At 67.8% G+C, this 21,583-nt stretch carries 15 protein-coding genes and 2 tRNA genes; 6 read left to right on the top strand and 11 right to left on the bottom strand.

The genetic code is table 11. The annotated features are described in order from the left end of the window. Positions 1 to 295: 295 nt before the first annotated feature. Both FBZ87_RS07835 and FBZ87_RS07830 read right to left on the bottom strand, forming a co-directional pair. Positions 296 to 2,425 (bottom strand): TonB-dependent siderophore receptor, encoded by a 2,130-nt coding sequence (locus FBZ87_RS07835; protein ID WP_246134301.1) that lies wholly within the window; start codon positions 2,423 to 2,425, stop codon positions 296 to 298. 177 nt (positions 2,426 to 2,602) lie between these two features. Further along, positions 2,603 to 3,265 (bottom strand): TetR/AcrR family transcriptional regulator, encoded by a 663-nt coding sequence (locus tag FBZ87_RS07830; RefSeq protein ID WP_145609726.1) that lies wholly within the window; start codon positions 3,263 to 3,265, stop codon positions 2,603 to 2,605. Between the two features lie 77 nt (positions 3,266 to 3,342). Here FBZ87_RS07830 and FBZ87_RS07825 point away from each other — a divergent pair, with 77 nt between their 5' ends. Further along, positions 3,343 to 4,326: an MBL fold metallo-hydrolase gene (locus tag FBZ87_RS07825; RefSeq protein WP_186454636.1), complete on the top strand. Its 984-nt coding sequence runs from the start codon at positions 3,343 to 3,345 to the stop codon at positions 4,324 to 4,326. Positions 4,327 to 4,377: 51 nt separating this feature from the next. Here the strand turns inward: FBZ87_RS07825 and FBZ87_RS07820 are convergent, their stop codons facing one another. The 5 genes from FBZ87_RS07820 to FBZ87_RS07800 all read right to left on the bottom strand — a co-directional run bounded on the left by FBZ87_RS07820 (position 4,378) and on the right by FBZ87_RS07800 (position 12,033). Further along, complete coding sequence (locus tag FBZ87_RS07820; protein ID WP_145609724.1) at positions 4,378 to 5,352, bottom strand: hypothetical protein; 975 nt, start codon at positions 5,350 to 5,352, stop codon at positions 4,378 to 4,380. Positions 5,353 to 5,395: 43 nt separating this feature from the next. Then, the gene (locus FBZ87_RS07815; protein WP_145609723.1) at positions 5,396 to 7,429 is read right to left on the bottom strand and encodes a S9 family peptidase; all 2,034 of its coding nucleotides are present in this window, start codon (positions 7,427 to 7,429) and stop codon (positions 5,396 to 5,398) included. Positions 7,430 to 7,553: 124 nt separating this feature from the next. Beyond that, entirely contained in the window at positions 7,554 to 9,125 is a 1,572-nt protein-coding gene (locus tag FBZ87_RS07810; RefSeq protein WP_145609722.1) for a S10 family peptidase, read from the bottom strand. A 249-nt stretch (positions 9,126 to 9,374) separates the two neighbouring features. Further along, entirely contained in the window at positions 9,375 to 10,958 is a 1,584-nt protein-coding gene (locus FBZ87_RS07805; RefSeq protein WP_145609721.1) for a S10 family peptidase, read from the bottom strand. 85 nt (positions 10,959 to 11,043) lie between these two features. After that, the gene (locus FBZ87_RS07800) at positions 11,044 to 12,033 is read right to left on the bottom strand and encodes an NAD-dependent epimerase/dehydratase family protein (protein ID WP_145609720.1); all 990 of its coding nucleotides are present in this window, start codon (positions 12,031 to 12,033) and stop codon (positions 11,044 to 11,046) included. A gap of 97 nt (positions 12,034 to 12,130) precedes the next feature. On the opposite strand from FBZ87_RS07800, the gene FBZ87_RS07795 reads away from it, so the two are divergent. The 3 genes from FBZ87_RS07795 (at position 12,131) to FBZ87_RS07785 (ending at position 15,034) form a co-directional block, all read left to right on the top strand. Further along, positions 12,131 to 13,030: a LysR family transcriptional regulator gene (locus FBZ87_RS07795; protein WP_145609719.1), complete on the top strand. Its 900-nt coding sequence runs from the start codon at positions 12,131 to 12,133 to the stop codon at positions 13,028 to 13,030. Positions 13,031 to 13,133: 103 nt separating this feature from the next. Further along, entirely contained in the window at positions 13,134 to 13,985 is an 852-nt protein-coding gene (locus FBZ87_RS07790) for a 2,4-didehydro-3-deoxy-L-rhamnonate hydrolase (protein WP_145609718.1), read from the top strand. A 221-nt stretch (positions 13,986 to 14,206) separates the two neighbouring features. Then, the gene (locus FBZ87_RS07785; protein ID WP_145609717.1) at positions 14,207 to 15,034 is read left to right on the top strand and encodes an NAD-dependent epimerase/dehydratase family protein; all 828 of its coding nucleotides are present in this window, start codon (positions 14,207 to 14,209) and stop codon (positions 15,032 to 15,034) included. A 4-nt stretch (positions 15,035 to 15,038) separates the two neighbouring features. On the opposite strand, the gene FBZ87_RS07780 is transcribed toward FBZ87_RS07785, so the two are convergent. The 4 genes from FBZ87_RS07780 to FBZ87_RS07765 form a co-directional block, all read right to left on the bottom strand. Next, complete coding sequence (locus FBZ87_RS07780; RefSeq protein WP_186454635.1) at positions 15,039 to 17,069, bottom strand: M13 family metallopeptidase; 2,031 nt, start codon at positions 17,067 to 17,069, stop codon at positions 15,039 to 15,041. Between the two features lie 34 nt (positions 17,070 to 17,103). Next, positions 17,104 to 18,834: an ankyrin repeat domain-containing protein gene (locus tag FBZ87_RS07775; RefSeq protein ID WP_186454634.1), complete on the bottom strand. Its 1,731-nt coding sequence runs from the start codon at positions 18,832 to 18,834 to the stop codon at positions 17,104 to 17,106. Between the two features lie 196 nt (positions 18,835 to 19,030). Then, positions 19,031 to 19,104 (bottom strand) — tRNA-Gln (locus tag FBZ87_RS07770). Between the two features lie 70 nt (positions 19,105 to 19,174). Then, positions 19,175 to 19,248: transfer RNA gene (locus FBZ87_RS07765), tRNA-Gln, on the bottom strand. 427 nt (positions 19,249 to 19,675) lie between these two features. On the opposite strand from FBZ87_RS07765, the gene FBZ87_RS07760 reads away from it, so the two are divergent. Further along, on the top strand, positions 19,676 to 20,710 hold the full coding sequence (locus FBZ87_RS07760) for a Ppx/GppA phosphatase family protein (protein WP_145609714.1): 1,035 nt from the start codon (positions 19,676 to 19,678) through the stop codon (positions 20,708 to 20,710). A 105-nt stretch (positions 20,711 to 20,815) separates the two neighbouring features. Continuing rightward, entirely contained in the window at positions 20,816 to 21,544 is a 729-nt protein-coding gene (locus FBZ87_RS07755; protein WP_145609713.1) for an RlmE family RNA methyltransferase, read from the top strand. The last annotated feature ends 39 nt before the right edge of the window (positions 21,545 to 21,583 follow it).

Here is a 21,583-nt window from a genome sequence, read left to right as displayed (position 1 = left end):
TCAGGAGGCCGGGTTCATAAGAAGCAGCAGGGTGGTCGTGGTGTCGGTCATGATGCCCAGGATAAAAGCGGCATCGGCCGGGCGTGTCAAGCGAACACGCTCATGAAATTTCAAGGGCAGCCATGCCCCAGCATCAAAGAATCGATGCCGGGGGCGCTGACGACAATCTTTGGTCGCTCGGCCTGTGACCGCAGGCGCCGGAGTGAGCACCGGAGGAGCGGAACGAGGGCGGCCAAAGGCTTGGACGGGCCTGCCGGCGCCCGAGGAAAACGAACAACTCCGGCGCCTGAGGACCTCACAAATCAAGCGTGGCGGAGAAGCGCACCGTGGCCGGCATGCCCGAGTAGAGCGTGGGGCCGCCGGTGGCCCAGTAACGCTCGTTGGTCACGTTGTCGGCGTTGACGCGCAGGGTCAGGCCATTCCCCTGCACCTGGGTCTTGTAGCTGGCCCCCAGGCTCAGCGTCGTGTAGGCGGGCAAGGTGGCGCGGTTCTGCGCATCCGCCGCGCGATCGCCGGTGTAGTAGACACCCGCGTTCAGGCCGACGCCGTCCAGGAGGTCCGGATGGTATTCCGCGAAGATGGAACCGGACCAGCGCGGCGTGTTCTCCACCCGCCGGCCATCCTGGTAGACGCTGCCGGTGTTCTCCTGAAGGGCGTTCAGGTACTGGCCGCTGACCATGATCGACAGGTCGGGCAGCACCTCCCCCTGGACGGAGGCTTCGACGCCCTGATGGATGGCCTGTCCGTTCAGGACGTAGGTGTTGTGGATGTCGGTGTAGGCCAGGCCCCGGTCGATGTGGAACCAGGCCAGCGACATCATGGCGCCGCCCACTTCCATGCGGCCGCCCACCTCCACCTGCTTGCTGACCACGGGGTCCAGGATGGTGCCGGCGTTGGTCGTGCCGTCGGGTGCCGTGCCCGCGCTTTCCAGGCCCTCGATATAGGTGGCGTACAAGCTGGACTTGGGCGTCAGCTTGTAAACCAGCCCGGCGGTCGGGGTGACCGTCTGCACGGCATAGTTTCGGGCGGCGGAGGCGGTGTCGTAATCGACATAGCGGGCGCCGGCGATCAGCAGCCAGTGATCGCCCAGGTGCGCCATGTCCATGACGTAGCCGCCGGTATCGATGTTCACGCTGCCGGCGTTCAGCTTGGTGGTGGTGAACTTCAGGCTGTCATAGGGGATGGTCAGCGGGTCGTACAGGTTCTGCTTCACCGCCGTGTAGGATTGCTGGTGCTGGTCCTCCTGGGTCTGCCGGTTCCGGCTGAAGCCCACCAGCAGTTCGTGGCTGACCGGGCCTGTGTCAAGCTTGCCAGACACCTCCAGCCGCAGGTTCTGGTTGCGATATTCCTGGTCGGGCGTGTACGTCCCGCTCACCGTGCCGGCGCCGGTGGCCAGGTTGATGGACCCTAGGTTGGCGATGGTGCGCTGCCGCCTGGTGGAGGCGACGCCGAATTCCGCGCGGGCCGACCAGTCGTCGGTGATGGCGTAATCGGCGCGGCCCACTACGTTGGTGGCCCAGGTGTTGTAGGGCGCGTTCAGTGGGGCGAAGCGCAGGCTGGGGTCCGGGATGGACGGCAGGATGATGGTGCCCCCGTTGCCGCCCTTGGCACCCACCGCGCTGGGCAGGGTGATGCCACCCGGCTCATCCATCTCACGGCGGTAGTATTCGGTGTCCAGCTTGAAGGTCAGGCGCTCATTGGCGCGCCAGTCAAAGGCGCCGCTCATCAACCAGCGCCGGCCGTCCACATCATTCACCGGCGTGCCGATGCGCGAGGCATAGCCGTTGATGCGGGCGCCGTATTCGTTGTGGTCGCCGAACTCCCGCCCAATGTCGAAGCCGCTGCCGAAACTGCCGTTGTTGTCGCCGTTCAGGGTGAAGCTGGTGACGGGGTCGGACCCCGCCCGCTTGGTCACCACGTTGACGATGCCTGACGGTGTGCTGATACCGTAGTACAGCGCCGACACGCCCTTCAGCAGTTCAACCCGCTGCTTGTTCTCGATGGGGATGGGCCCCAGGTTGATGATGGGCAAGGACCCGTTCAGGCGATAGTTGGTGCGGGCGTTCATCAGCACGCCGCGCGAGACGAAGTTGTTGCTGGTCAGGGGGCTGGTGGACTGCTGCGTCACGCCGGGCGTGTTGCGCAGCGCGTCGTCCAGCCCCTGCGCCCCCTGCGCGTCCAGCAAGGCGCGCGGCAGGATGGCGACGGTCAGCGGCGTGTCCAGCAGCGACTGATTCCGGAAGGCGCCGACCTGCACCACCTCCGCCTTGAAGGAGGGGGCCTGCGTGCCGCTCACGATGATGTCGTCCAGGGTCTTTTCCTGGCCGGCGTCGGTGGCGGCGGCCGTCGTGTCCACGGCAGCGTCCATCGCTTCCGTGGCCTGGGCCCGCAAGGGGGCCTGCATCGCCGCCAACAGGGCAAGCATCGACACGGCGCACTTTTTCATCGTGTTTCCATTATTCAGTCAGGATCGGTCGGCACCCTGATACTGATAATGAGAAACGATCGCAACATCGATTTTAACAAGATCGTTAGGCGCTTTTGGCGGGGGCGGGGATGAACCGGCGCTCGGGACCGATCAGGTCAGGAAGGGATTGGCGCCTCAAGGTTCGTGCGGATTGGAAGCGGGTTGCTCCCTCCCCAACTCCGCAACAGCTTCCCGGGCGGCCAGTTCCGCCCGCCTGCGCATGTCCTGCTCCGACGGAGCCGGCAGCCCAAGCAGCACACGATAGTCATCGAGACCGACCAACCGCTCGAAGAAATCATGGCCGATCTTGCGCCGTCGCTCCGCCGGCACCCCGGATGTCTCGGCCCGAGTTGACAGGAAAGAGTCCAGCCTTTCGACGTGTGCATTGATCAGGCCATCGTATGCCAGCGCACCAAGGTGTGGAAATCGTCGTATCTCGGTCATGACGACCCGGAGCAGGTTGGTCGTCTTCGCGCCACGAATACGCTCCTGGAACATCACGCCGACAAAGAGAAGAATGTCCGCGAGCGACTTCTTCAAAACATCTTCGATCCTGACCGACTCTTCCATATCGGCCGGGTGGCACGCGCTTTCCATTACCGCGGCGAACAGATCGTCTTTGGTTCGAGCATGGCGGTACAGCGTCATGATGGAAACGCCAGCCTCACGGGCGATGCTCTCCATTCCACTGCCCGCATAGCCGTCCCGCACGAACGCCTGCTCGGCGGCCGCCACGATCGCAGCGCGCTTGCGCGCCATCACCTTCGCTCGCGGATGATCGGGGGACCAATCCCTCATGCGTGTTGACTCCTAACGATAGTCGTCATTATCGTTGTAGCGATAATATGCGTTATTGTTACACGAAAGGCAGATCAATGGCTCAAGCTATCGAAGGCGGGAACGCGCTCTTGGCGCGGATGCGCCGCCGCCCGATCAACAGCACGCTGATCGGGCTCGCGATAGTGCTCATGGTGGCGCTGCTTTCGTTCGCCTGGACTTTCGCTCCGATCCGGCTCGACGTGCCGCAAGTCGATGTCGGGGCGCTGCCGTCAGCCACGCCTCCGGCGGCCATGTCGATCAGCGTGATGCCGACAGGGACATACGAAACCCCCGCGGCGTTGGCATTTCGGGGCGGTTCGTGGAGCGAGAAGCGCGCATTCGCCGCGAGCGGCGTGCTCGTGCGGCATCCCAAGGGAAACCTGCTGATCGACACGGGGTTCGGGCGGAATGTCGAGCAGCAACTCAAACTGCTGCCATCGCTCCAACAGTCGCCTCACCACCTTGGCACGCCCATCATCGATCAGTTGGCCGGGGTGCAGGCCGACACGATTACCGCGATCATTCCAACCCATGCACACTGGGACCACATCAGCGGCGTGGATGATTTCCACGGTATACCCGTACTGGTGGATGATGCCGGCCAGCGCTTTATCGACTCGCATGGTGAGGGTACCGAGGTGCTCAACAGCTTCCACGCGGTCAGCTATCAGGCCTATCACTTCGACGGCGGTGCCTATCTCGGTTTCCCAAGCAGCCATGATGTTTACGGCGACGGCTCGGTCGTGATCGTACCGGCGCCCGGCCATACGCCGGACTCGGTCGTCGTCTTCGTCAACTTGCCCTCGGGGAAGCGCTATGCCTTCGTCGGTGATCTCGTTTGGCAGATGGAAGGGCTGGCGCGGCCGGCGGAGAAGCCTTGGATGATGCGGTTCCTGATTGGCGAAAACCGCTCCGAAATACAGACGGCCATCGCGCGCATTCGCGCCGCAACCGCGCTCTATCCCCAGATCACGGCCGTTCCCGCGCATGACGGTCGCGCGTTCAGCTCTATCGCCGTCTATCCGGCGTCAACCCGCTGACGTGGTAAAAGTCGTTTGGCGCGCCGGATGCAGGGGGTGCATCGGCATGGATTATTTCGCCGCGGGTGTCCCGCCGTCTGCGGCGAGGGTGCTGGTCTTGAGGCTGTCCAGCATGTGGGTGGCGATGGTGGCGCGCTGCAGGCTGCCGGTCGCGTCCGGGGCGACGGAATAGAGCCCCTCCAGATAGGCCCTGTCCGCCGGGCTCAGCGACCGGACCCGCTGTGCCGATGGGCAGGCGTCGGAGAACAGGCTCAGGATGCTGGGCAGGGGGTTGCACTGGTCCACGGCGCTGGCCGGCTGGGCCAGGACCAGCATGGCCAGGTAGTCGGCCAGGCTGCCGAACGTCTCTCCCTCGATCTTGGTGGTGTCCACGATCACGACGATATTATCGAAGACGCTGGCCATGTCGTGGGACAGCCGGCTGCCGCCGTTGCCGTGGAACTGGTCCTTCAAGGGATCGTCGGAATGCATGCCTGAGGCGTAATACGGGTCGTCCACCACGGTGACGGCGCCGTCGCGCACGGCGGTCACGTACCATGCCTGGATGGCCTGGGTGACCTTGCTCAACGCCTTGGTCTGGTTGACGAAGTGATAGCCCAGCAGGAATGAGCGTTTATCCGCGACGGCATCCATCACGGCCTGGGGCGTATCGGAGAAGATGATCTCGATATCACGCTTGCAGCCGTCCCGGGTCGGCGCGCCCACTTGGCCCGCCACCGTCTTGATGCGGGTGGTGAGAAATGCGGCCACGTCGGCCGGCACGTTGATCGCCTCTGGACAGACGGGACGTTCCCACCGGGTCAGCTGGTTCAACCGGGGGGAGGGATGACCATGGTCCTGGACGAAACCTTCCGTCGCCTGGGTCAGCGTCTCGACGGTGAAGCGGTTGCCGGTGATGGTGACGGTGGGTGGGCTGTCGGCGGCGGTTTGCGCCGCCGCCAGCAGGGATAGGGTCGGCAGGGACAGGAAAAGAAGCAGGGCCGCCGCCATGCCTACCCGATGCGCCCGCGCCCAACCCCCCGCCATACCCATCACCCCCCCGTGCCCCATTACTTCCCCCGTCACACGCTTACTTGGCCGCCAGCGCCGCCTGCAGTCCCGGCGTGAACTGCGCCCCGTCGGGCACGGTGATGCTGGAGCCCTTGAAGGCGGCGCCGAAGGGCTCCGCCCGGCCGCCCAGGCAGGCGCCCAGGAACTGTTCGGCGGCGGCGTTGAAGGCGATGCTGTTCTCCGGCCGGGCGAAGCCGTGGCCCTCGTCGGGGAACAGGATGTAGGTGACGGGGATGTTCTTCTCCTTCATCGCCTTCACGATCTGGTCCGACTCCGCCTGGTTGACGCGGGGATCGTTGGCGCCCTGGCCGATCAGCAGCGGCTTCTTGATATCCGCCGCCTTGAACAGGGGGGAGGCGTCGTGCAGCAGCTGGCGGCCGTCCTCCGTCGTCGGGTCGCCCATGCGCTTGTAGAACTGCTGCTTGCCCGCCTCCCAATAGGGCGGGATGGTCTTCAGCAGGGTGGCCAGGTTGCTGGGGCCCACGATGTCCACGCCGCAGGCGAAGGCGTCGGGGGTGAAGGTCAGGCCGGCCAGGGTGGCATAGCCGCCGTAGGACCCGCCCATGATGGCCACCTTGTCCTTGGTGGTGATGCCCTGCTTGACCGCCCAGTCGACGGCGTCGATCAGGTCGTCATGCATCTTGCGGCCCCATTGCAGGTTGCCGGCGGTGATGAAGTTCTTCCCGAAGCCGGTGGAGCCGCGATAGTTGACCGACAGCACGGCATAGCCCCGGTTGGCCAGCCACTGGTGATAGCCGTTGTAGCCGTAACCGTCTCGCGCCCAAGGGCCGCCATGCACGAACAGCACCATGGGCAGGGGCTGGTCGGGATGCCCATCGCCCTTGCCGTCGCTGCCCGCCGGCAGGGTGAGGTAGGACACCAGCGTCAGACCGTCGCGCGCCTTGATCTCCACCGGGTGCATGGCGGCCAGGTCGGCACCCTCCAGCTCCGGCCGGTTCACGAACAGCTTGGTCAGGGTGTGGGCCTTGCGGTCGAAGCGGTATGTCGCCGCCGGCGCCGTGACCGGATCCACCACCACGGTCCAGGCGCCGTCGTCGTCGGTGCGGCTGGTGACGTGGATGTCGCCCTTCAGCTGAGACTTCAGGAAGTCCAGTTCCGCGCCGATCTTGGGATCCAGCGCCGTCCATTCCGTGCGCAGATAGTCGATGGCATAGGCCTGGATCACCCCCGTCTTGGGATCGGCCAGGACGTCGCCCACATCGGCCTTGTCGCTTTGGCCCACCACCCGGGTGGTGCCGGTGGCGGCGTCCTGGGCGATCAGCGCGGCGGTGTCGCGGCCGCGGCTATCGATCCAGTACAGCGTCTTGCCGTCCTCGGTATAGCCCAGGGGGTTGGTGGTCAGGCTGTCATCCAGCCCGACCGCACCCAGCGGCTGGGCTTCAACCTTATTGTCGGCCACGCGGAAGAAGTCGGTTCCGCCATCGGGCCGCGACTTGGCCGCCAGGCGCAGCTTCAGGGACTCGTCCGCGACGAAACCGGCATAGCCCTCGTTCTTGAACACCAGGGTCAGTTTGCCCTTGGCCAAGTCCAGGCTGTAGACGTCGAACCACTTGGGATCGCGGTTGTTCAGGCCAACCAGGATGCGGTCCTTGATGTGGTGGCTGGTGCCGATGATGTCGACGCGCGTCTTTTCCTGCGGCGTCAGGGTGCGCTGTTCGCCCGTGGCGACGTTGACGCCGTACAACACGAAATTCTCGTCCCCGCCCTTGTCGTTGACGAACAGGATCATCTTGCCGTCGGGGGACCAAAAATGCTGGCGGATGGGGCGGGTCTTCTCCGCCGTCAGGGCCTTGGCCTTGGTGGGGTCGCTGGCGGGGGCCACCCAAATGTTCAGCACGCCGTCGCGCGGCGCGATCCAGGACAGCCATTTGCCGTCGGGGCTCAGCTTGCCCTGGGTGCGGCTGGGGTTGCCGAAGAATTTGGCGCGCTCGATCAGGGGGGCGGCCGGGCTGGTGGCCGGCGGGGGCGGGGCCGCCGCCGTGAGGGAGGTCGTGCCCAGGATCACGGTCAATGCCAGAACGGCAGCGCGCATCGCTTACCCCAATCGTTGTTGGCCGCCGGCATCCCGGGGGACGTCGGCGGCGGAATGGATCGAAGATGAGGCCAAGCCCATCACCGGGCAAGTGCTTGTTGGGCCAGGGTAAAGCGGTCCGCTCTTATGCGCCGCCCGAGGTAGCCTTATCGTAGAAGGCATCCAGGTCGACGACCAGCTGCTTCAGCGCGTCCGGGTTCAGGTAGATCATGTGCCCGGACGGATAGTACTTGAACGTCACGTTCTTTCGCTGCGCCGGTTCCAGCGCCATGTGGTTGATGTCGTACTCCGTGTTGAAGAACGGCGTCGCCATGTCGTAATAGCCGTTCAGCGACAGCAGCTGCAGGTGCGGGTTCTGGCGCATGGCCAGGCTGAGGTCCAACGCTACGTCCGGCACCTCCAGCTTGCCGACGTTGGGCACCTTGTGGTGCCAGTCCCACTGCTCGTTGGCGTCGTCGGACCCGGCACGATACTCCAGGTCCGTCTTATAGCCCAGGTCGCCCGCCAGATAGGCGCGCAGGCTGGAGATGAAGGCGCTGTTGATGGCGCTGTCGGAGGGGTCGTACTCCGGCCCCTCACCGGCGGCGTCCGTGTCCACGCCCAGGAAGCGGCTGTCGAAGCGGCCCACCGTCTGCCGCTTGTCGCGCAACAGCTCCTTCTGGAAGCGGAACAGGTCGATGCGCAGCTTGGCGCGCTTCAGGTAGTCCGGAGACAGGCCGGTGAAGGTGGCCAGCTGCTTGGCCACGGCGTCCTCTTCCTCCGCCGATATGGTCTGGCCCTTGGCCAGGGCGGCGGCATAGGGGCCGCGCGCGAAGACACGCGCCTGCTGCACGAAGGCGGCCAGGTCGGCCGGCTTGTTGGGGATGCGGTTGTGGTACCAGGCGGTGGCGGCGTAACTGGGCAGGAAGGCGATGTAGCCCTCGTCATAGCCCGGCTGCAGGATGCCGTAGTTCAGGATGGACGACAGCAGGATGACGCCGTTCAGGTCCATGCCATCCTGCTGCAGCCGGTTGGACAGGGCCGCCGACCGCGTGGTGCCGTAGGACTCCCCGAACAGAAATTTGGGGGAGTTCCAGCGGTTGTTGAGGCTGACATAGCGGCTGATGGCGCGGGCGAAACCGTCCACATCCTGGTCCACGCCCCAGAAATCCTTGCCCTTGGCTTCACCCAGGGGGCGGGAATAGCCGGTGCCGATGGCGTCGATGAACACCAGGTCGGTCTTGTCCAGCAGGCTGTCGTCGTTGGCGGTGAAAGTATAGGGCGCGGGGGCGTTGTTGTCCGGGCTGGCCGTGCGCACCCGGATGGGCCCGAAGGACCCCATGTGCAGCCACAGGCTGGCCGAGCCGGGGCCGCCGTTATAGAGGAAGGTCACCGGCCGCTTGGCCGCCGGTGCGCCCTCGGCCGTGTAGGCGACGTAAAAGACGCTAGCCGTGGGCTTGCCGTCATTGTCGCGGATGGTCAGGGTGCCGGCCGTCGCCTGATAGCGGATGCTCTTGCCCTTGATGGTGACGGTATGCGACGTGGTCTTGGCCGTCTCGGTCACGGGTGCCCGGGCGGTGGCCGCCTCGATCTGTTCCGCCACCTTGCCCTTGGGCGCGTCGTCGTCGCCGCCCTTGTCCTTCTTGTCATCAGCCCATCCGGCCACGGCGACGGAGGTCAGCAGCACTGCCGTCAACGCCACGATCGTCTTACGCATCCCCAAGCTCCCTGTTGCGGGTTGTCATCAAATTGTTTGATGTTTGATGGCAAGCCCGCTGTCCAGCCCGTTGCTTGGGGGGCGACATCGTGACCTTATTTTAGTGTTCCCTCATGCGCCGGGCGCCAGCATCCGCTGGCTTGGCTTCCTCGCTGCGCCCTGCGGTGCTCGCTCCGGCGCCCGCAGTCGCGGGCTACCAGCGGCATGGCTCCCATGCCGCTGGCTGGTCGCGGTGCCTCTTGGGAAGCCTTACGGCGCGGCTGGCGCCGCCTTGTCGTAGAAGGCGTCCAGGTCGGCCACCATCTGCTTCAGCGCCTCGGGGTTCAGGTACACCATGTGGCCGGAGGGGTAATACTTGAACGTCACGTTTTTCCGCTGCGCCGGTTCCAGCTCCATGTGGCCGATGTCGTATTCCGTGCCGAAGAACGGGGTGGCCATGTCGTACCAGCCATTCAGCGACAGCAGCTGCAGGTGCGGGTTCTGACGCATGGCCTGCGCCAGGTCCAGGGCCACGTCCGGCATTTCCATCCGCCGGTTCTCGATCTTGTGGTGCCAGTCCCACTGGCCGATGGCGCCGTCGGCGCTGCGGCGATAGTCCAGGTCGGTCTTATAGCCCAGGTCGCCGTTGATGTAGGCGCGCTGGCTGGAGATGAAGGCGCTGGTGACCGCGTTGGAGGAGGCGTCGTACTCCGGTCCCTCGCCGGCGGAATCGATATCCACGCCCAGGAAGCGGCTGTCCAGGCGGCCCACCGTCTTGGCCTCGTCACGCAGCAGTTCCTTGCGGAAGCGCTGCAGGCTGACGCGCAGCTTGGCCTGCTTCAGGAAGGGGACCGGCAGGCCGGTGTAGGCCGACAGCTGCTTGGCGACAGCGTCCTCTTCCTCCGGGGTGATGTCCTGGCCCTTGGCCAGCGCCACGGTGTAGGGGCCGCGCGCGTAGTCCCGCACCTTCTGCAGGAAGGCGGCCAAGTCGGCGGGCTTGTTGGCGATGCGGTTGTGGTACCAGGCGGTGGCGGCGTAGCTGGGCAGGTAGGAGATGAAGATGTTGTCGAAGCCCGGCTGGCGGATGCCGTAGTTCAGGATGGACGACAGCAGCACGACGCCGTTCAGGTCCATGCCGTCCTGCTGCAGCCGGTTGGCCAGGGCGGACGAGCGGGTGGTGCCGTAGGACTCGCCGAACAGGAATTTGGGCGAGTTCCAACGGTTGTTGATGGTGACGTAGCGGTTGATGGCGCGGGCGAAGGCGTCCACGTCCTGGTCCACGCCCCAGAAGTCCTTGTCCTTGGCGTCGCCCAGCGGGCGGGAATAGCCGGTGCCGATGGCATCGATGAAGACCAGGTCGGTCTTGTCCAGGATGCTGTCCTCATTGGCGGAATAGACATAGGGCGCCGGCGGCGTGTTGTCCGGCGCGCTGGTGCGCACGCGCACCGGCCCCAGCCCCATGTGCATCCACAGGCTGGCCGAGCCTGGGCCGCCGTTGTAGAGGAAGGTCACGGGCCGCTTGGTCGCCGGCGCGCCCTCGGCCGTGTAGGCGACGTAGAACACGCTGGCGGTCGGCTTGCCGTTGTCGTCCCGGATGGTCAGGGTGCCGGCGGTCGCCTGGTAGCGGATGCTCTTGCCCCGGATGGTGACGCTGTGGGCGCTGCTCTTGGCCGTCTCCGCGATGGGCGCGCGGGCGGTGGCCGCCTCGATCTGCTCCGCGATCTTGCCCGGCTTGGGCGCGTCTTCGCCGCCCTTGTCCTTCTTGTCCTCGGCCCAGCCTTGGGTCGCCGCGCCGGTCATCAGCACCGCGGCCAGCGCCGCCGCCGCCCATTTCGCTCCTGCCATCTTTTTCATTCCCTGCTCCTGCCCATGGATTTTGTATCCAATAAAAATTTGATGGTGGAAGCAGGTACGTTTGTCCAGCCCGGACCCTGCGCCGTCACGCCGGCACACACCCCAAATCCGTCAGGGCGGCGGCCACCGCCACGTCCAGCGGCGTATGGGGCTCGGCCCCCAGGAAAGCCTTGAGCTTGGCGTTCTCCAGCCGCACCGGCCGCTGCCACAGGTAACGCATCTCCCGCATTTCGCGGAACACGGTGACGAAGGGGGAGGCCAGGGTCACCAGCCACCAGGGGAAGGCCGTGACGGCCGGCCGCGCGCCGCCCCGCGCCACCACCACACGCTGGATGGATGCCGCCATCTCCGCCCCTGCCTCCAGCCAATGGCCGCCGAAGTGAAAGGTCTCGAAGGTCGCCAGCTCGTTTTCCCGCGCCAGCAGGCGGGCCACCGTTTCCGCCACGTCGGGCAGATAGGCCCAGGCGTGGCCGACGGCGTGTGGGCCGGGGTAGGGAATGGACGTGACCGCCTTGCCTGGTTTCACCAGCCCCTGGCCGAACCAGTTGTTGCCGGCGTGGGGCCCGAAGAAGTCGCCACAGCGCAGGATCAGGACGCGGGCACCCTCGGTCGATGCCTGGCGCAGCCGCCGCTCCATGGCCACGCGGATGCCGCCTTTCACCGTGACTGGGTTCTGCGGCGACTCCTCGGTCAGGTCGGGCTGGGCGTCGGGGCCGTAGTTGTACACTGTGCCCGGCAGGACGATGCGGGCGCCCACGGCCTTGGCGGCGGCGATGGTGTTGTCCATCATGGGCAGCACCAGCTTGTCCCAGTCCTTGTAGCCCGGCGGGTTCACGGCATGGACGATGACATCGGCGCCGGCGGCGGCCCGGGCCACGTCGGCGGCGTTCATGGCGTCGCCCTGGATCCACTGGGCGGCGGCCAAGTCCGGCCGTGACCCGCGACCCCCCGCTCCCTGGCCCCTTGCCAGGGCCTTCACCGTCCAGCCATCGGCCAGCAGGCGGGCAGCCACGGCACCCCCCACGCCGCCCCTGGCCCCAATCACCAGAACCGTCTTGCCGTTCGTCGTCGCCATCTTTTCCTCCGTCGGCGTCATTGCGATGCCGGGAAGGTGACGGGTCGGATAGATAAACGGAATTGCGTAAGGCCGTTGAGTTGATATACGTAAATTTATGGCTAAGCACGAACCCGGTTGGGAACTCTACCGCTCCTTCCTCGCGGTGCTGCGCGAGGGCAGCCTGTCGGCGGCGGGGCGCGCGCTGGGGCTGACTCAGCCCAGCGTCGGCCGCCATGTGGAGGAGCTGGAGCGCACGCTGGGCGCCACCCTGTTCACCCGCTCTCCCCAAGGCCTGACGCCGACCGAGACGGCGCTGGAGCTTCGCGCCCATGCCGAGGTGATGGCCGCCGCCGCGGCCGCCCTGTTGCGCGCGGCGTCGGGCCCGGCGGATGAGGTGGCGGGCAGCGTGCGTGTCACGGCCAGTGTGGTGGTGGGGGTGGAGGTGCTGCCCCCCATCCTGGCCGCCTTCCGCCGCGACCATCCCAAGGTGGCGATTGAGCTGTCCCTGTCCAACGAGACGGAGGATCTGCTGCGGCGCGACGCCGACATTGCCGTCCGTATGGTGCGCCCCACGCAAGGCGCGCTGGTGGCCCGGCACCTGGGCGTCATCGCGTTGGGGCTCCATGCCCACCGACGTTATCTGGAAATGCACGGCACCCCGGCCTGCTGGGACGATCTCGCCAGCCACAGCCTGATCGGTTTCGATACCGAAACGGCTGTCATCCGCACCCTGCGCGCCCGGGGGCGGTATTTCGGCCGCGAGCATTTCGCCTTCCGCGCGGACAGCGACGTGGCCCAGCTGGCCGCCATCCGCGCCGGTTTCGGCATCGGCATTTGCCAGGTGGGGCTGGGACGCCGCGACCCTGACCTGGTGCACCTGCTGCCCGGCACCCTGGGCTTCGACCTCGACACCTGGCTGGTCATGCATCCGGACCTGAAGTCCAGCCGGCGCGTGCGTCTGCTGTACGATCATCTGGCGCAGGGCTTGGCGGATTACATCCGCAACGGCCAGTAACGCGGGGGGCGCCATGAAAGGATCGGCATTGCCAGCGGTGTCAGATTGGAAGAAAACTGCGACCGCTAACAGAGCGCCTTTCTAATCAGGGACAGGACTTCCCATGAAGCTGCTGCGTTACGGCCCGGTGGGCCAGGAGAAACCCGGCCTGCTGGATGCCGCCGGCCAGATCCGCGATCTCTCGGGCCATGTGGCCGACATCGGCCCCGCCCAGCTGTCGGCCGGGGGCTTGGCCGCCCTGGCGGCGCTGGACATCGCCAGCCTGCCCGTCGTGTCCGGCAGCCCGCGCCTGGGCGTGCCCTACACCGGGACGCCCAAGTTCCTGGCCGTGGGCCTGAACTACGCCGACCATGCCGCTGAATCCAACCTGCCCCTGCCGAAGGAGCCGGTGCTGTTCACCAAGGCCATCAGCTGCCTGAACGGCCCCAATGACGATGTCATGTTGCCCAAGGACAGCGTGAAGAGCGATTGGGAGGTGGAGCTGGGCATCGTCATCGGCAAGACCGCCCGCTATGTCGACGAGGCCGATGCGCTCAGCCATGTGGCTGGTTACGTCCTGGTCAACGACGTGTCCGAGCGTGAGTACCAGATCGAGCGGGGCGGCACCTGGGACAAGGGCAAGGGCTGCGACACCTTCGGCCCCGTCGGTCCCTGGCTGGTGACGGCGGATGAGATTGCCGATCCGCAGAACATCGACCTGTGGCTGGACGTGAACGGCGCCCGCCGCCAGACCGGCAACACCAGCACCATGATCTTCGGCGTGGCGACGCTGGTCAGCTACATCAGCCGCTTCATCACCCTGCAGCCGGGCGACCTGATCACCACCGGCACCCCGCCGGGCGTGGGCATGGGCGTGAAGCCGACGCCTGAGTACCTGAAGGCCGGCGACGTCATGCGCCTGGGCTCTGACCTGTTGGGCACGCAGCAGCAGACGGTCGTGGCCTGGCGCCGCTGAGCGCCGCCGCGGCGTATAGGTGCACAGCGGCAGGGGGTTGTGACTCATGCCGCTGTAGGCCCCAAGTGGGGCCGCCGGAAGTTTCCGGGGAACGCAGTGGACTGGGAACTGAGGAAGCCTAGCCGACGGATGTCGGCGCCCGGCGATTGAGGGAAACGTTCCTGGTATAGACGGGGGGCGGGGAAACCTGTCCCCCGTTCGCTTTTTGGGGTTCCGCCACCATGCGCGTCCTCGTCACCGGCTCCTCCGGCCCGCTGGGCGCCGCCATCGTCCGCCAGGCGCGGACGCGCGGCTGGACGGCGCGTGGGCTGGACGTTCGGCCCGGCGCCACCACGGATATCCAGGCTGACGTGGCCGATGCCGACGCGTTGGCACGGGCGGTCGAAGGCCAGGATGCCGTCATCCACGTCGCGGCGCTGCATGCGCCCCAGGTGGGGCGGCTGCCGGATGCCGACTTCCACCGCGTGAACGTCCGGGCGACGGCGACGCTGCTGCGCCTGGCGGCTGAGGCTGGGGTGGGGCGCGTCGTCTACACCTCCACCACCTCCCTCTACGGTCACAGCCTGGTGCCGCCGCCGGGTGGCCTGGTCTGGGTGGATGAGGGGACGCCCGTCCGGCCGCGCGACATCTATGACGAGACCAAGCGGGCGGCTGAGGACCTATGCACCCAGGCCGGCCCCCGCTACGCCCGAGGCCTGGCGATCCTGCGCATCGCCCGCTGTTTCCGCGAGGCCGTCCCGGTGCGTGCCGCCCACCGTCTGCACCGGGGGCTCAGCATGGCCGACGCCGCAGCGGCGCATGTGCACGCGGCGGCGGGGATCGTGCCCGGCACCTTCCTCATCTCAGCCCTCACCCCCTTCCAGCGGGAGGATGCCCCGGCGCTGGCGACGGAGGCCGCCGGGCTGATTCGCGCCCGTCTGCCCCGGGTGGCGGCCCTGTTCGACCGCCGGGGCTGGCCGCTGCCCGCGCGGCTGGACCGGGTGTACGACGCCAGCCGCGCCGCCGCCGTGCTGGGCTTCCGCCCACGCTTCGATTTCTCGCGGCTGTGACCGCCTACCAGATCCGCACCCTGTCTTCCGGCCGCAGGTACAGGGGGGCGCCCGGTCCCACGCCAAAGGCCTGATACCAGCCGTCGAGGTTGCGCACGGCCTGGTTCACGCGGCAGGTGTCCGGGGTATGGGGATCGTTGGCGACGTCGTTGCGCAGCGCCTCCAGCCGGCGCTTGCCCCGGCGCAGCTGCGCGAACGCCAGGAAGAAGCGCTGGTTGCCCGTCAGGCCATTGACCACGGGCGCTTCCCCCTCCGCCAGGGCGGCGTGGTAGGCCTCAAAGGCCAGTTGCAGGCCGCCCACGTCGGCCAGGTTTTCCCCCAGGGTCAGGCGGCCGTTGACCGTCAGCCCCGGGGCCACCTGACAGGTGCCATAAAGGCTGACCAGGCGGTCGGCCAGCGCCGTGAAGCGGGCGGTATCCGCCTTGGTCCACCAATCGCGGGCGTGGCCGGCCGCATCGAACAGGCGGCCCTGGTCGTCGAAGGCATGGGTCAGCTCATGCCCGATGATAGCCCCGATGCCGCCGTAGATGACCGCGAGGTCGGCCTTGGCGTCAAAGGCGGGCGGCTGCAGCAGGGCGGCGGTGAACACCACCGTCATGGCCGCGCCGTCGTTGTAGGCGTTCACCGTCTGCGGTGTGATGGCCCATGCTTGCGGGTCCACCGGCTGCGCCAACCGGCGCCGGTCCTGCTCCCAGGTGAAGGCCGTGGCCCGCACCACATCGCCGTACAGGTCGTCCTTGCGCATGACCAGACCGTCGTACCGGTCGCCCGTGGCCGGCGCGCCGATCAGGACGCGGTAGGCGTCCACCTTGCGCGTCGCCTCGGCCTTGGCTTGCCCCGACATCCAGGCGGAGGCGGCGATGCGCTCCTTCACCGTGGCCTTGATCCGGTTGACCAGCGCGGCCAGCGTCGCCTGCGCCGCGTGATCGAACCAGCGGGCGGTATAAAGCCGCCCTACCGCGTCGCCCAGGGCGCCCCGGCTGTGGGCCATGTCCTTCCAGCCGCCGCCCGACACCTGGGCCAAGGCCTGGCGCCAGCGGGGCGGCGGCGCCTTCTTGCCTTCCACCGTGCGGCCATGCAGATCGAACCAGGCGTCGGCATACTCCTTGGCCAGGAACGGCGCCGCATTGTCCACCAGATGGAAGGCGGCCCAGGCGCGCAGCACCGGCAGGGGCGTGACGGCGAACAGGTGCGCCAGGGCCGGCAGGGCGGTCCGCTCCACCACCACGATGCGATCCACGCCGCCCAGGCCGGCGGCCGCCAGGTACGCCGTCCAAGGAAAGCCGGGCGCCATGCGCGCCAGTTGCGCCGGTTTCATGGGGTTGTAGATGGCGCGTTCGTCCCGCTGCTGCGCCGGGGTCCAGCTGGCGGCGGCGATGTTGGTTTCCAGCGCCAGGATGTCCTCGGCCCGCGAGTCCGCCTGCGGCCACCCCGCCAGGGTCAGCAGCCGGGCGATGTAGGCGCGATAGGCCGCGCGCCGGGGTGCGTTGCCTGCCTCCGTATAAAAGGCCCGGTCCAGGCCACCCAACCCGCCCTGGCCCAGGTACAGGGCGTGGCGCGCGGCGTCGCGGCTATCGCGATCCACCGATAGCTGGAACCACGAACCGTGCAAACTGGCGTTGGCTTGGCCCATCACCTCCGCCAGTGCCGTGCGGGTGGCGGCCAGGCGCAGCCGCATCAGGTCGGGGTGCAGGGGCCGTCCGCCCAGCGATTGCACCCGGGCCTCATCCATGAAGGCGGCGTAGTAGGCGCCCACCTGCGCCGTCTCGCCGTCCGCCGGCGCTTCCGCCTGAGCGGCGCCCTCCAGCAGCTCGTGCACCCGGGCTTCGGCGGTTTCGGTCAGCTGGGTGGCGGTGGAATAGCCGGGGCGGTCCGGCGGTATGGCCACCTCATCCAGCCAGCCGCCATTGGCGTGGCGGAAGAAATCCTGTCCCGGGTCGACCTCAGGCGCACCGCCCGGCCAGGGCGACGGCCGGGCGACTGTCGCCGCGGGCATCGCCATGACCAGGCAGAGGACAACAACGGGAAGGCGCATCGGCTGCCACCACAGGCGGAAGGAGGACACCATTCTAGCGAGGGGTCCATTCTTCCGCCGCCATCTCGATCACGTCGGCGGCATCGTCCAGGCCCCGGCGCCGGGCGGCCTCAGCCGGCGTTTGGCCCAGGGGGTTGCGATAGGTGGGATCGGCGCCGAAGGACAGCAGCAGGTCCGCCAGCTCCACCGCCGTCTCCTGGTTATCCGGCAGGCAGAACAGGGCGGGCTCGCCCGGGCGGTCCTGGCGGTTGGCGCGGTCAGGCTCCTCGGTCAGCAGCGTCCGCAGCCGATCAATTTTGCCAGCGAAACATAGCCCTCGGAAATTGCGGCTGTGCCCGGCCAGGAAATCCACCATCTCCCGTTGCCCATGATAGACGGCGTGGGTGAGGGGGCTGCCGCCATAGCGCCCATCGAAGGGATCGACCTCCGCGCCCCGGGCGATCAGCAGCCGCGCCGCCGCCACCGCGCCGGCATGGGCGGCGAAATGCAGGGCGCGGCAGTTGTGGTCGTCGGCCACGTCGGGCGACATGCCCAGGTCCAGCAGGACCTCCACCATGTCGGTGCGGCCGGTGTCGAGGGCGACCTTCACCGGGGCGATGGCCCGCAGGAACTCCGGATGCGCCTCTGCCAGCAGGCGCAGGGTGGCGGTGTCGCCGGTGGCGACGGCGGCCACGAACACCTCGTCCTCGGTCAGTTGCGGACGCCGCGCGCCGTGCCGCACCAGCAGGTCCACCATGGCGCCATGGCCACCCATGACGGCATGCTTCATGACCGGCTGGCGGGAGTAGAAGTTGATGTCGTCTGCCCTGGCGCCATGCTCCAGCAGCCATGCCGCGCGGCGCGGGTGGTTGCTGGCCACGGCATTGCCCAGCAGATAGGCGACGGCGCTGCGGGATTTTTCCCCGCCCAGGGCCTGGGGCGCGGGGCCGGTCCATTTGGCCGTCTCCCCCCGCCGGACCGATCGCGTCCACAGGAACTCTAGCCACCGGATCGAATCCTCGGCCAGCGAGGTGTTGTATAGCGCCTGGGCGGCCAGGGGATCGGCGCCACGGTCGATCAACAGCCCGGCAAAGGCCTCCGCCTGCGGGTGCGGCGCCTGGCCGCCTTCGCCCTCACCAATAACCCCGACCAGGGGCGTGAACTCGGGGCTTTCCGACCAGCCGGCATCCGGGTCGGCGCCGGCGTCCAGCAGCAGGGTGGCGAGGACCAGCGCGTTGGGCTCCACGGTTTCCAGGGGCAGGCGCGCATAGGCCAGGTGGGCCAGGGGTGTCCAGCCGTCGAAGTCGCTGCGGTCTCGCGCCAGGGCGGGGTCCTTGGCCAGGAAGGCGCGCACCGTGTCCAGGTCGTGCGCCACCACCGCGGTGTGGATGCTGGCCCGCGCGATCTCCGGATGCCGCGCCAGCAGGCGGGCGGCCACAACGCCCCGGCTGCCGCCATCGCGCTCATAGTCACCCCATTTCCGGGTGGCGGGATCGGTGCCGTAGCGGTTGACCGCCTTTTCCAGGAACAGGCGGACGCGCTCTTCCATGGTGCGGGCGCGGTCCGCCAGCTCCTGCGTCAGGGCGGCCCAGGTGGGGAAGCCATGCTCCCGCGCCAGCGCGTGCTGCACCTCGCGCAGTTTGGGCGCCGTGGCATGCCCGGGGAACACGATGAGGAAGCGGGCGATGGCGTCGGCCTCGCCGGCGCCTATGGCCTTCAGCCAGCGCTTGGCCTCGCGGCGCAGACCGTCGATGGCCGTGCGGTCAGACAGGGTGCGGGAAGACATGGGACCTTCCTTCCGAAAAACGCCCGATGTCCGCTTCATGGGGCCGGAAGAAGGGATATGTGAGGTACGGTCGAAACCGACTGGGTGGAGGCTAGGCCCCCTTGCCGCGGACAGGTGGCGCCCCAATGCGCACTGGCATTGAGAAGACGTCGAACGCCGCCGGATGTCAACAGGGTGGGAGGACAGCAGAGCCGTTTGGCTGGGGGACTTGGATTCGAACCAAGGTTGACGGAGTCAGAGTCCGTAGTCCTACCGCTAGACGATCCCCCAGCAGGACGGGCCGCGATGGCGCCTGGATCGGCGCCGGTGCTCAGGCAAGCGGAGCTGTCGCGGAAGAGATTGGCTGGGGGACTTGGATTCGAACCAAGGTTGACGGAGTCAGAGTCCGTAGTCCTACCGCTAGACGATCCCCCAGCAGAACGAACGCGGTGGCGCTGGCCACCATGTCCGTCGGACGGCGCGGCTTATAACACCCCTCTTTGGGGATGTGTAGCCCTTTCTTGGAAATTTTTTGACGGTCCGGTCAGGAAGCGGGGCAAGGAGCAGGCTGCAACGGGGTGGGCGCCTGGGAACGGTGAGGCGACGGGGGGATGCAAGGCCCATCCATGGTCGAATTGCGGGGCGCAGACGCGTGCGCGAGGGTGGTGGTGCGGCGACGCTCTCATAGTCTAGAGTGATACCCGTGTGCCGCAGCGGCGCCGGGGCGCCCCCGAAGACCATCCGGTCCAGGGCGGCTGACCGGGTTGCCGGCTTGGCGGCGGTGATGCCCCCGAGGGGCGCATCCAATGGCCGTGCCTGATGGGCGTGTCCGCTGGATGTGAAGGAAAAGGCTGGTTCGGCGATGAGTGAGACGGGCGTTCAGCCCCTGCCGGAAACCCGCACCCCCCGGGGTGCTGGCCCGGGTGAGCCTGTGCGGCGGCCGGTTCTGGCCGCCTTGGACCTTGGCACCAACAACTGCCGCCTGCTGATCGCCCGTCCGGGGCGGGAGGGCTTTCGCATCATCGACGCCTTCTCCCGCATCGTGCGGCTGGGGGAGGGACTCAGCCGCACCAACGCCCTGTCGGACGAGGCCATGGCCCGCACCGTGGCGGCCCTGAAGATCTGCGGCAACAAGATGCGCCGGCGCGGCGTCACCGACGTGCGCGCCGTGGCGACGGAGGCCTGCCGCCGCGCCGCCAACTGCGGCACCTTCATCGACCGCGTGGCGGAAGAGACCGGCATCCGCATCGAGATCATCTCGGCGGAGGAGGAGGCGCGGCTGGCGCTGGCCGGTTGCGCCGCCCTGCTGAACCGTCGCATCCCCCGCGCCCTGGTGTTCGACATCGGCGGCGGCTCCACCGAAATCATGTGGCTGTCCTTCAACCGGGGCCGGCCCACGCTGATCGACCAGGTCTCCGTGCCCCAGGGCGTCGTCAGCCTGACGGAGACCTTCGGCGGCGACCGCGTGCTGCCCGAGGCCTATCGCGGCATGGTGGACACGGTGGGCGCCGCGCTGGCCGACTTCGACGCCCGCAACGACATCCGGCGCGAGGTCGCGGCCGGCCGGGTGCAGATGCTGGGCACGTCCGGCACCGTCACCACCCTGGCCGGCATCCGCCTGGGCCTCACCCGCTATGACCGGTCGCAGGTCGACGGCTCCTGGCTGGGGCTGGACGAGGCGCGGGCGATCAGCAAGTCGCTGCTGTGCCTGGACTATGCCGGTCGTTCCGCCCATCCCTGCATCGGCCATGACCGGGCCGACCTGGTCATCGCCGGCTGCGCCGTGCTGGAGGCCATCTGGGAACGCTGGCCGGTGGAGAATTTGCGCATCGCCGACCGGGGCGTGCGCGAGGGCATTCTCACCGAGTTGATGGCTGCCACGCGCGGGAGAGGTTGAGGTTTCACTTGCCTTTGGCGGCGCCGGCACCAATATGCGCCGCTTCGAATCGATGTCGAGAGATGACGGGGCCGTGGGCCCGGTCCGCCAAACCGGGTGTTCACCATGACCAAGTCCAAAGGCACGGGTAGCCAACTCAGCGGTCGCGGCCTGACCGTGCGCGTGAAGACGGCGGCCAAGCGTTCCGTCTCCTCCGCCCGCTGGCTGGAGCGCCAGCTGAACGATCCCTATGTGGCGGAGGCCAAGAAGCGCGGCTATCGCTCGCGCGCGGCCTTCAAGCTGCTGCAGCTGGATGAGAAGTATCACCTGCTGAAGCCCGGCACCCGCGTGGTGGACCTGGGTGCCGCCCCCGGCGGCTGGACCCAGGTGGCGGTGGAGAAGGTGCGCGGCGCCAAGGTCGTGGGCCTGGACATCCTGGGCATGGAGGACGTGCCCGGCGCCATCACCATGCAGATGGACTTCCTGCTGCCCGAGGCGCCGGACCAGCTGAAGGCGGCCCTGGGCGGCCCGGCCGACGTGGTGCTGTCCGACATGGCGGCGCCCACCACCGGCCATCCCAAGACCGACCACCTGCGCATCATGGCCCTGGCCTACGCGGCCTACGCCTTCGCGGCCGAGGTGCTGGCCCCCGGCGGCGCCTTCGTGGCCAAGCTGTTCCAGGGCGGGGCGGAGCGCAGCCTGCTGGACCTGCTGAAGCGCGACTTCGCCGTGGTGCGCCACGCCAAGCCGCCGGCCAGCCGCGCCGACAGCTCGGAAACCTATGTCGTCGCCACCGGCTTCCGCGGCGCCACCACCCGGCGCGACGATGACGCCGCCGAGGGTGGCGAGGACTAAATCCTTAACCTTTCCACCCCGCGAGGGGTGAGGCGCGCG

The organism is Nitrospirillum amazonense (assembly GCF_007828035.1).
GTDB classification, from domain to species: Bacteria; Pseudomonadota; Alphaproteobacteria; order Azospirillales; family Azospirillaceae; genus Nitrospirillum; species Nitrospirillum amazonense.
Note: the sequence above shows the minus strand (reverse complement) of the source record. Positions and strands in the feature narration are given on the sequence as shown.

Bases quoted from the DNA above. Each gene is read 5' to 3' on its own strand.
- FBZ87_RS07785 (WP_145609717.1), top strand. From the start codon at position 14,207: ATGCGCGTCCTCGTCACCGGCTCCTCCGGCCCGCTGGGCGCCGCCATC.
- FBZ87_RS07830 (WP_145609726.1), bottom strand. From the start codon at position 3,265: ATGAGGGATTGGTCCCCCGATCATCCGCGAGCGAAGGTGATGGCGCGC.
- FBZ87_RS07795 (WP_145609719.1), top strand. From the start codon at position 12,131: ATGGCTAAGCACGAACCCGGTTGGGAACTCTACCGCTCCTTCCTCGCG.
- FBZ87_RS07790 (WP_145609718.1), top strand. From the start codon at position 13,134: ATGAAGCTGCTGCGTTACGGCCCGGTGGGCCAGGAGAAACCCGGCCTG.
- FBZ87_RS07835 (WP_246134301.1), bottom strand. From the start codon at position 2,425: ATGCTTGCCCTGTTGGCGGCGATGCAGGCCCCCTTGCGGGCCCAGGCC.
- FBZ87_RS07760 (WP_145609714.1), top strand. From the start codon at position 19,676: ATGAGTGAGACGGGCGTTCAGCCCCTGCCGGAAACCCGCACCCCCCGG.
- FBZ87_RS07815 (WP_145609723.1), bottom strand. From the start codon at position 7,429: ATGCGCGCTGCCGTTCTGGCATTGACCGTGATCCTGGGCACGACCTCC.
- FBZ87_RS07755 (WP_145609713.1), top strand. From the start codon at position 20,816: ATGACCAAGTCCAAAGGCACGGGTAGCCAACTCAGCGGTCGCGGCCTG.
- FBZ87_RS07800 (WP_145609720.1), bottom strand. From the start codon at position 12,033: ATGGCGACGACGAACGGCAAGACGGTTCTGGTGATTGGGGCCAGGGGC.
- FBZ87_RS07810 (WP_145609722.1), bottom strand. From the start codon at position 9,125: ATGCGTAAGACGATCGTGGCGTTGACGGCAGTGCTGCTGACCTCCGTC.
- FBZ87_RS07775 (WP_186454634.1), bottom strand. From the start codon at position 18,834: ATGTCTTCCCGCACCCTGTCTGACCGCACGGCCATCGACGGTCTGCGC.
- FBZ87_RS07825 (WP_186454636.1), top strand. From the start codon at position 3,343: ATGGCTCAAGCTATCGAAGGCGGGAACGCGCTCTTGGCGCGGATGCGC.
- FBZ87_RS07820 (WP_145609724.1), bottom strand. From the start codon at position 5,352: ATGGCGGGGGGTTGGGCGCGGGCGCATCGGGTAGGCATGGCGGCGGCC.
- FBZ87_RS07805 (WP_145609721.1), bottom strand. From the start codon at position 10,958: ATGAAAAAGATGGCAGGAGCGAAATGGGCGGCGGCGGCGCTGGCCGCG.
- FBZ87_RS07780 (WP_186454635.1), bottom strand. From the start codon at position 17,069: ATGCGCCTTCCCGTTGTTGTCCTCTGCCTGGTCATGGCGATGCCCGCG.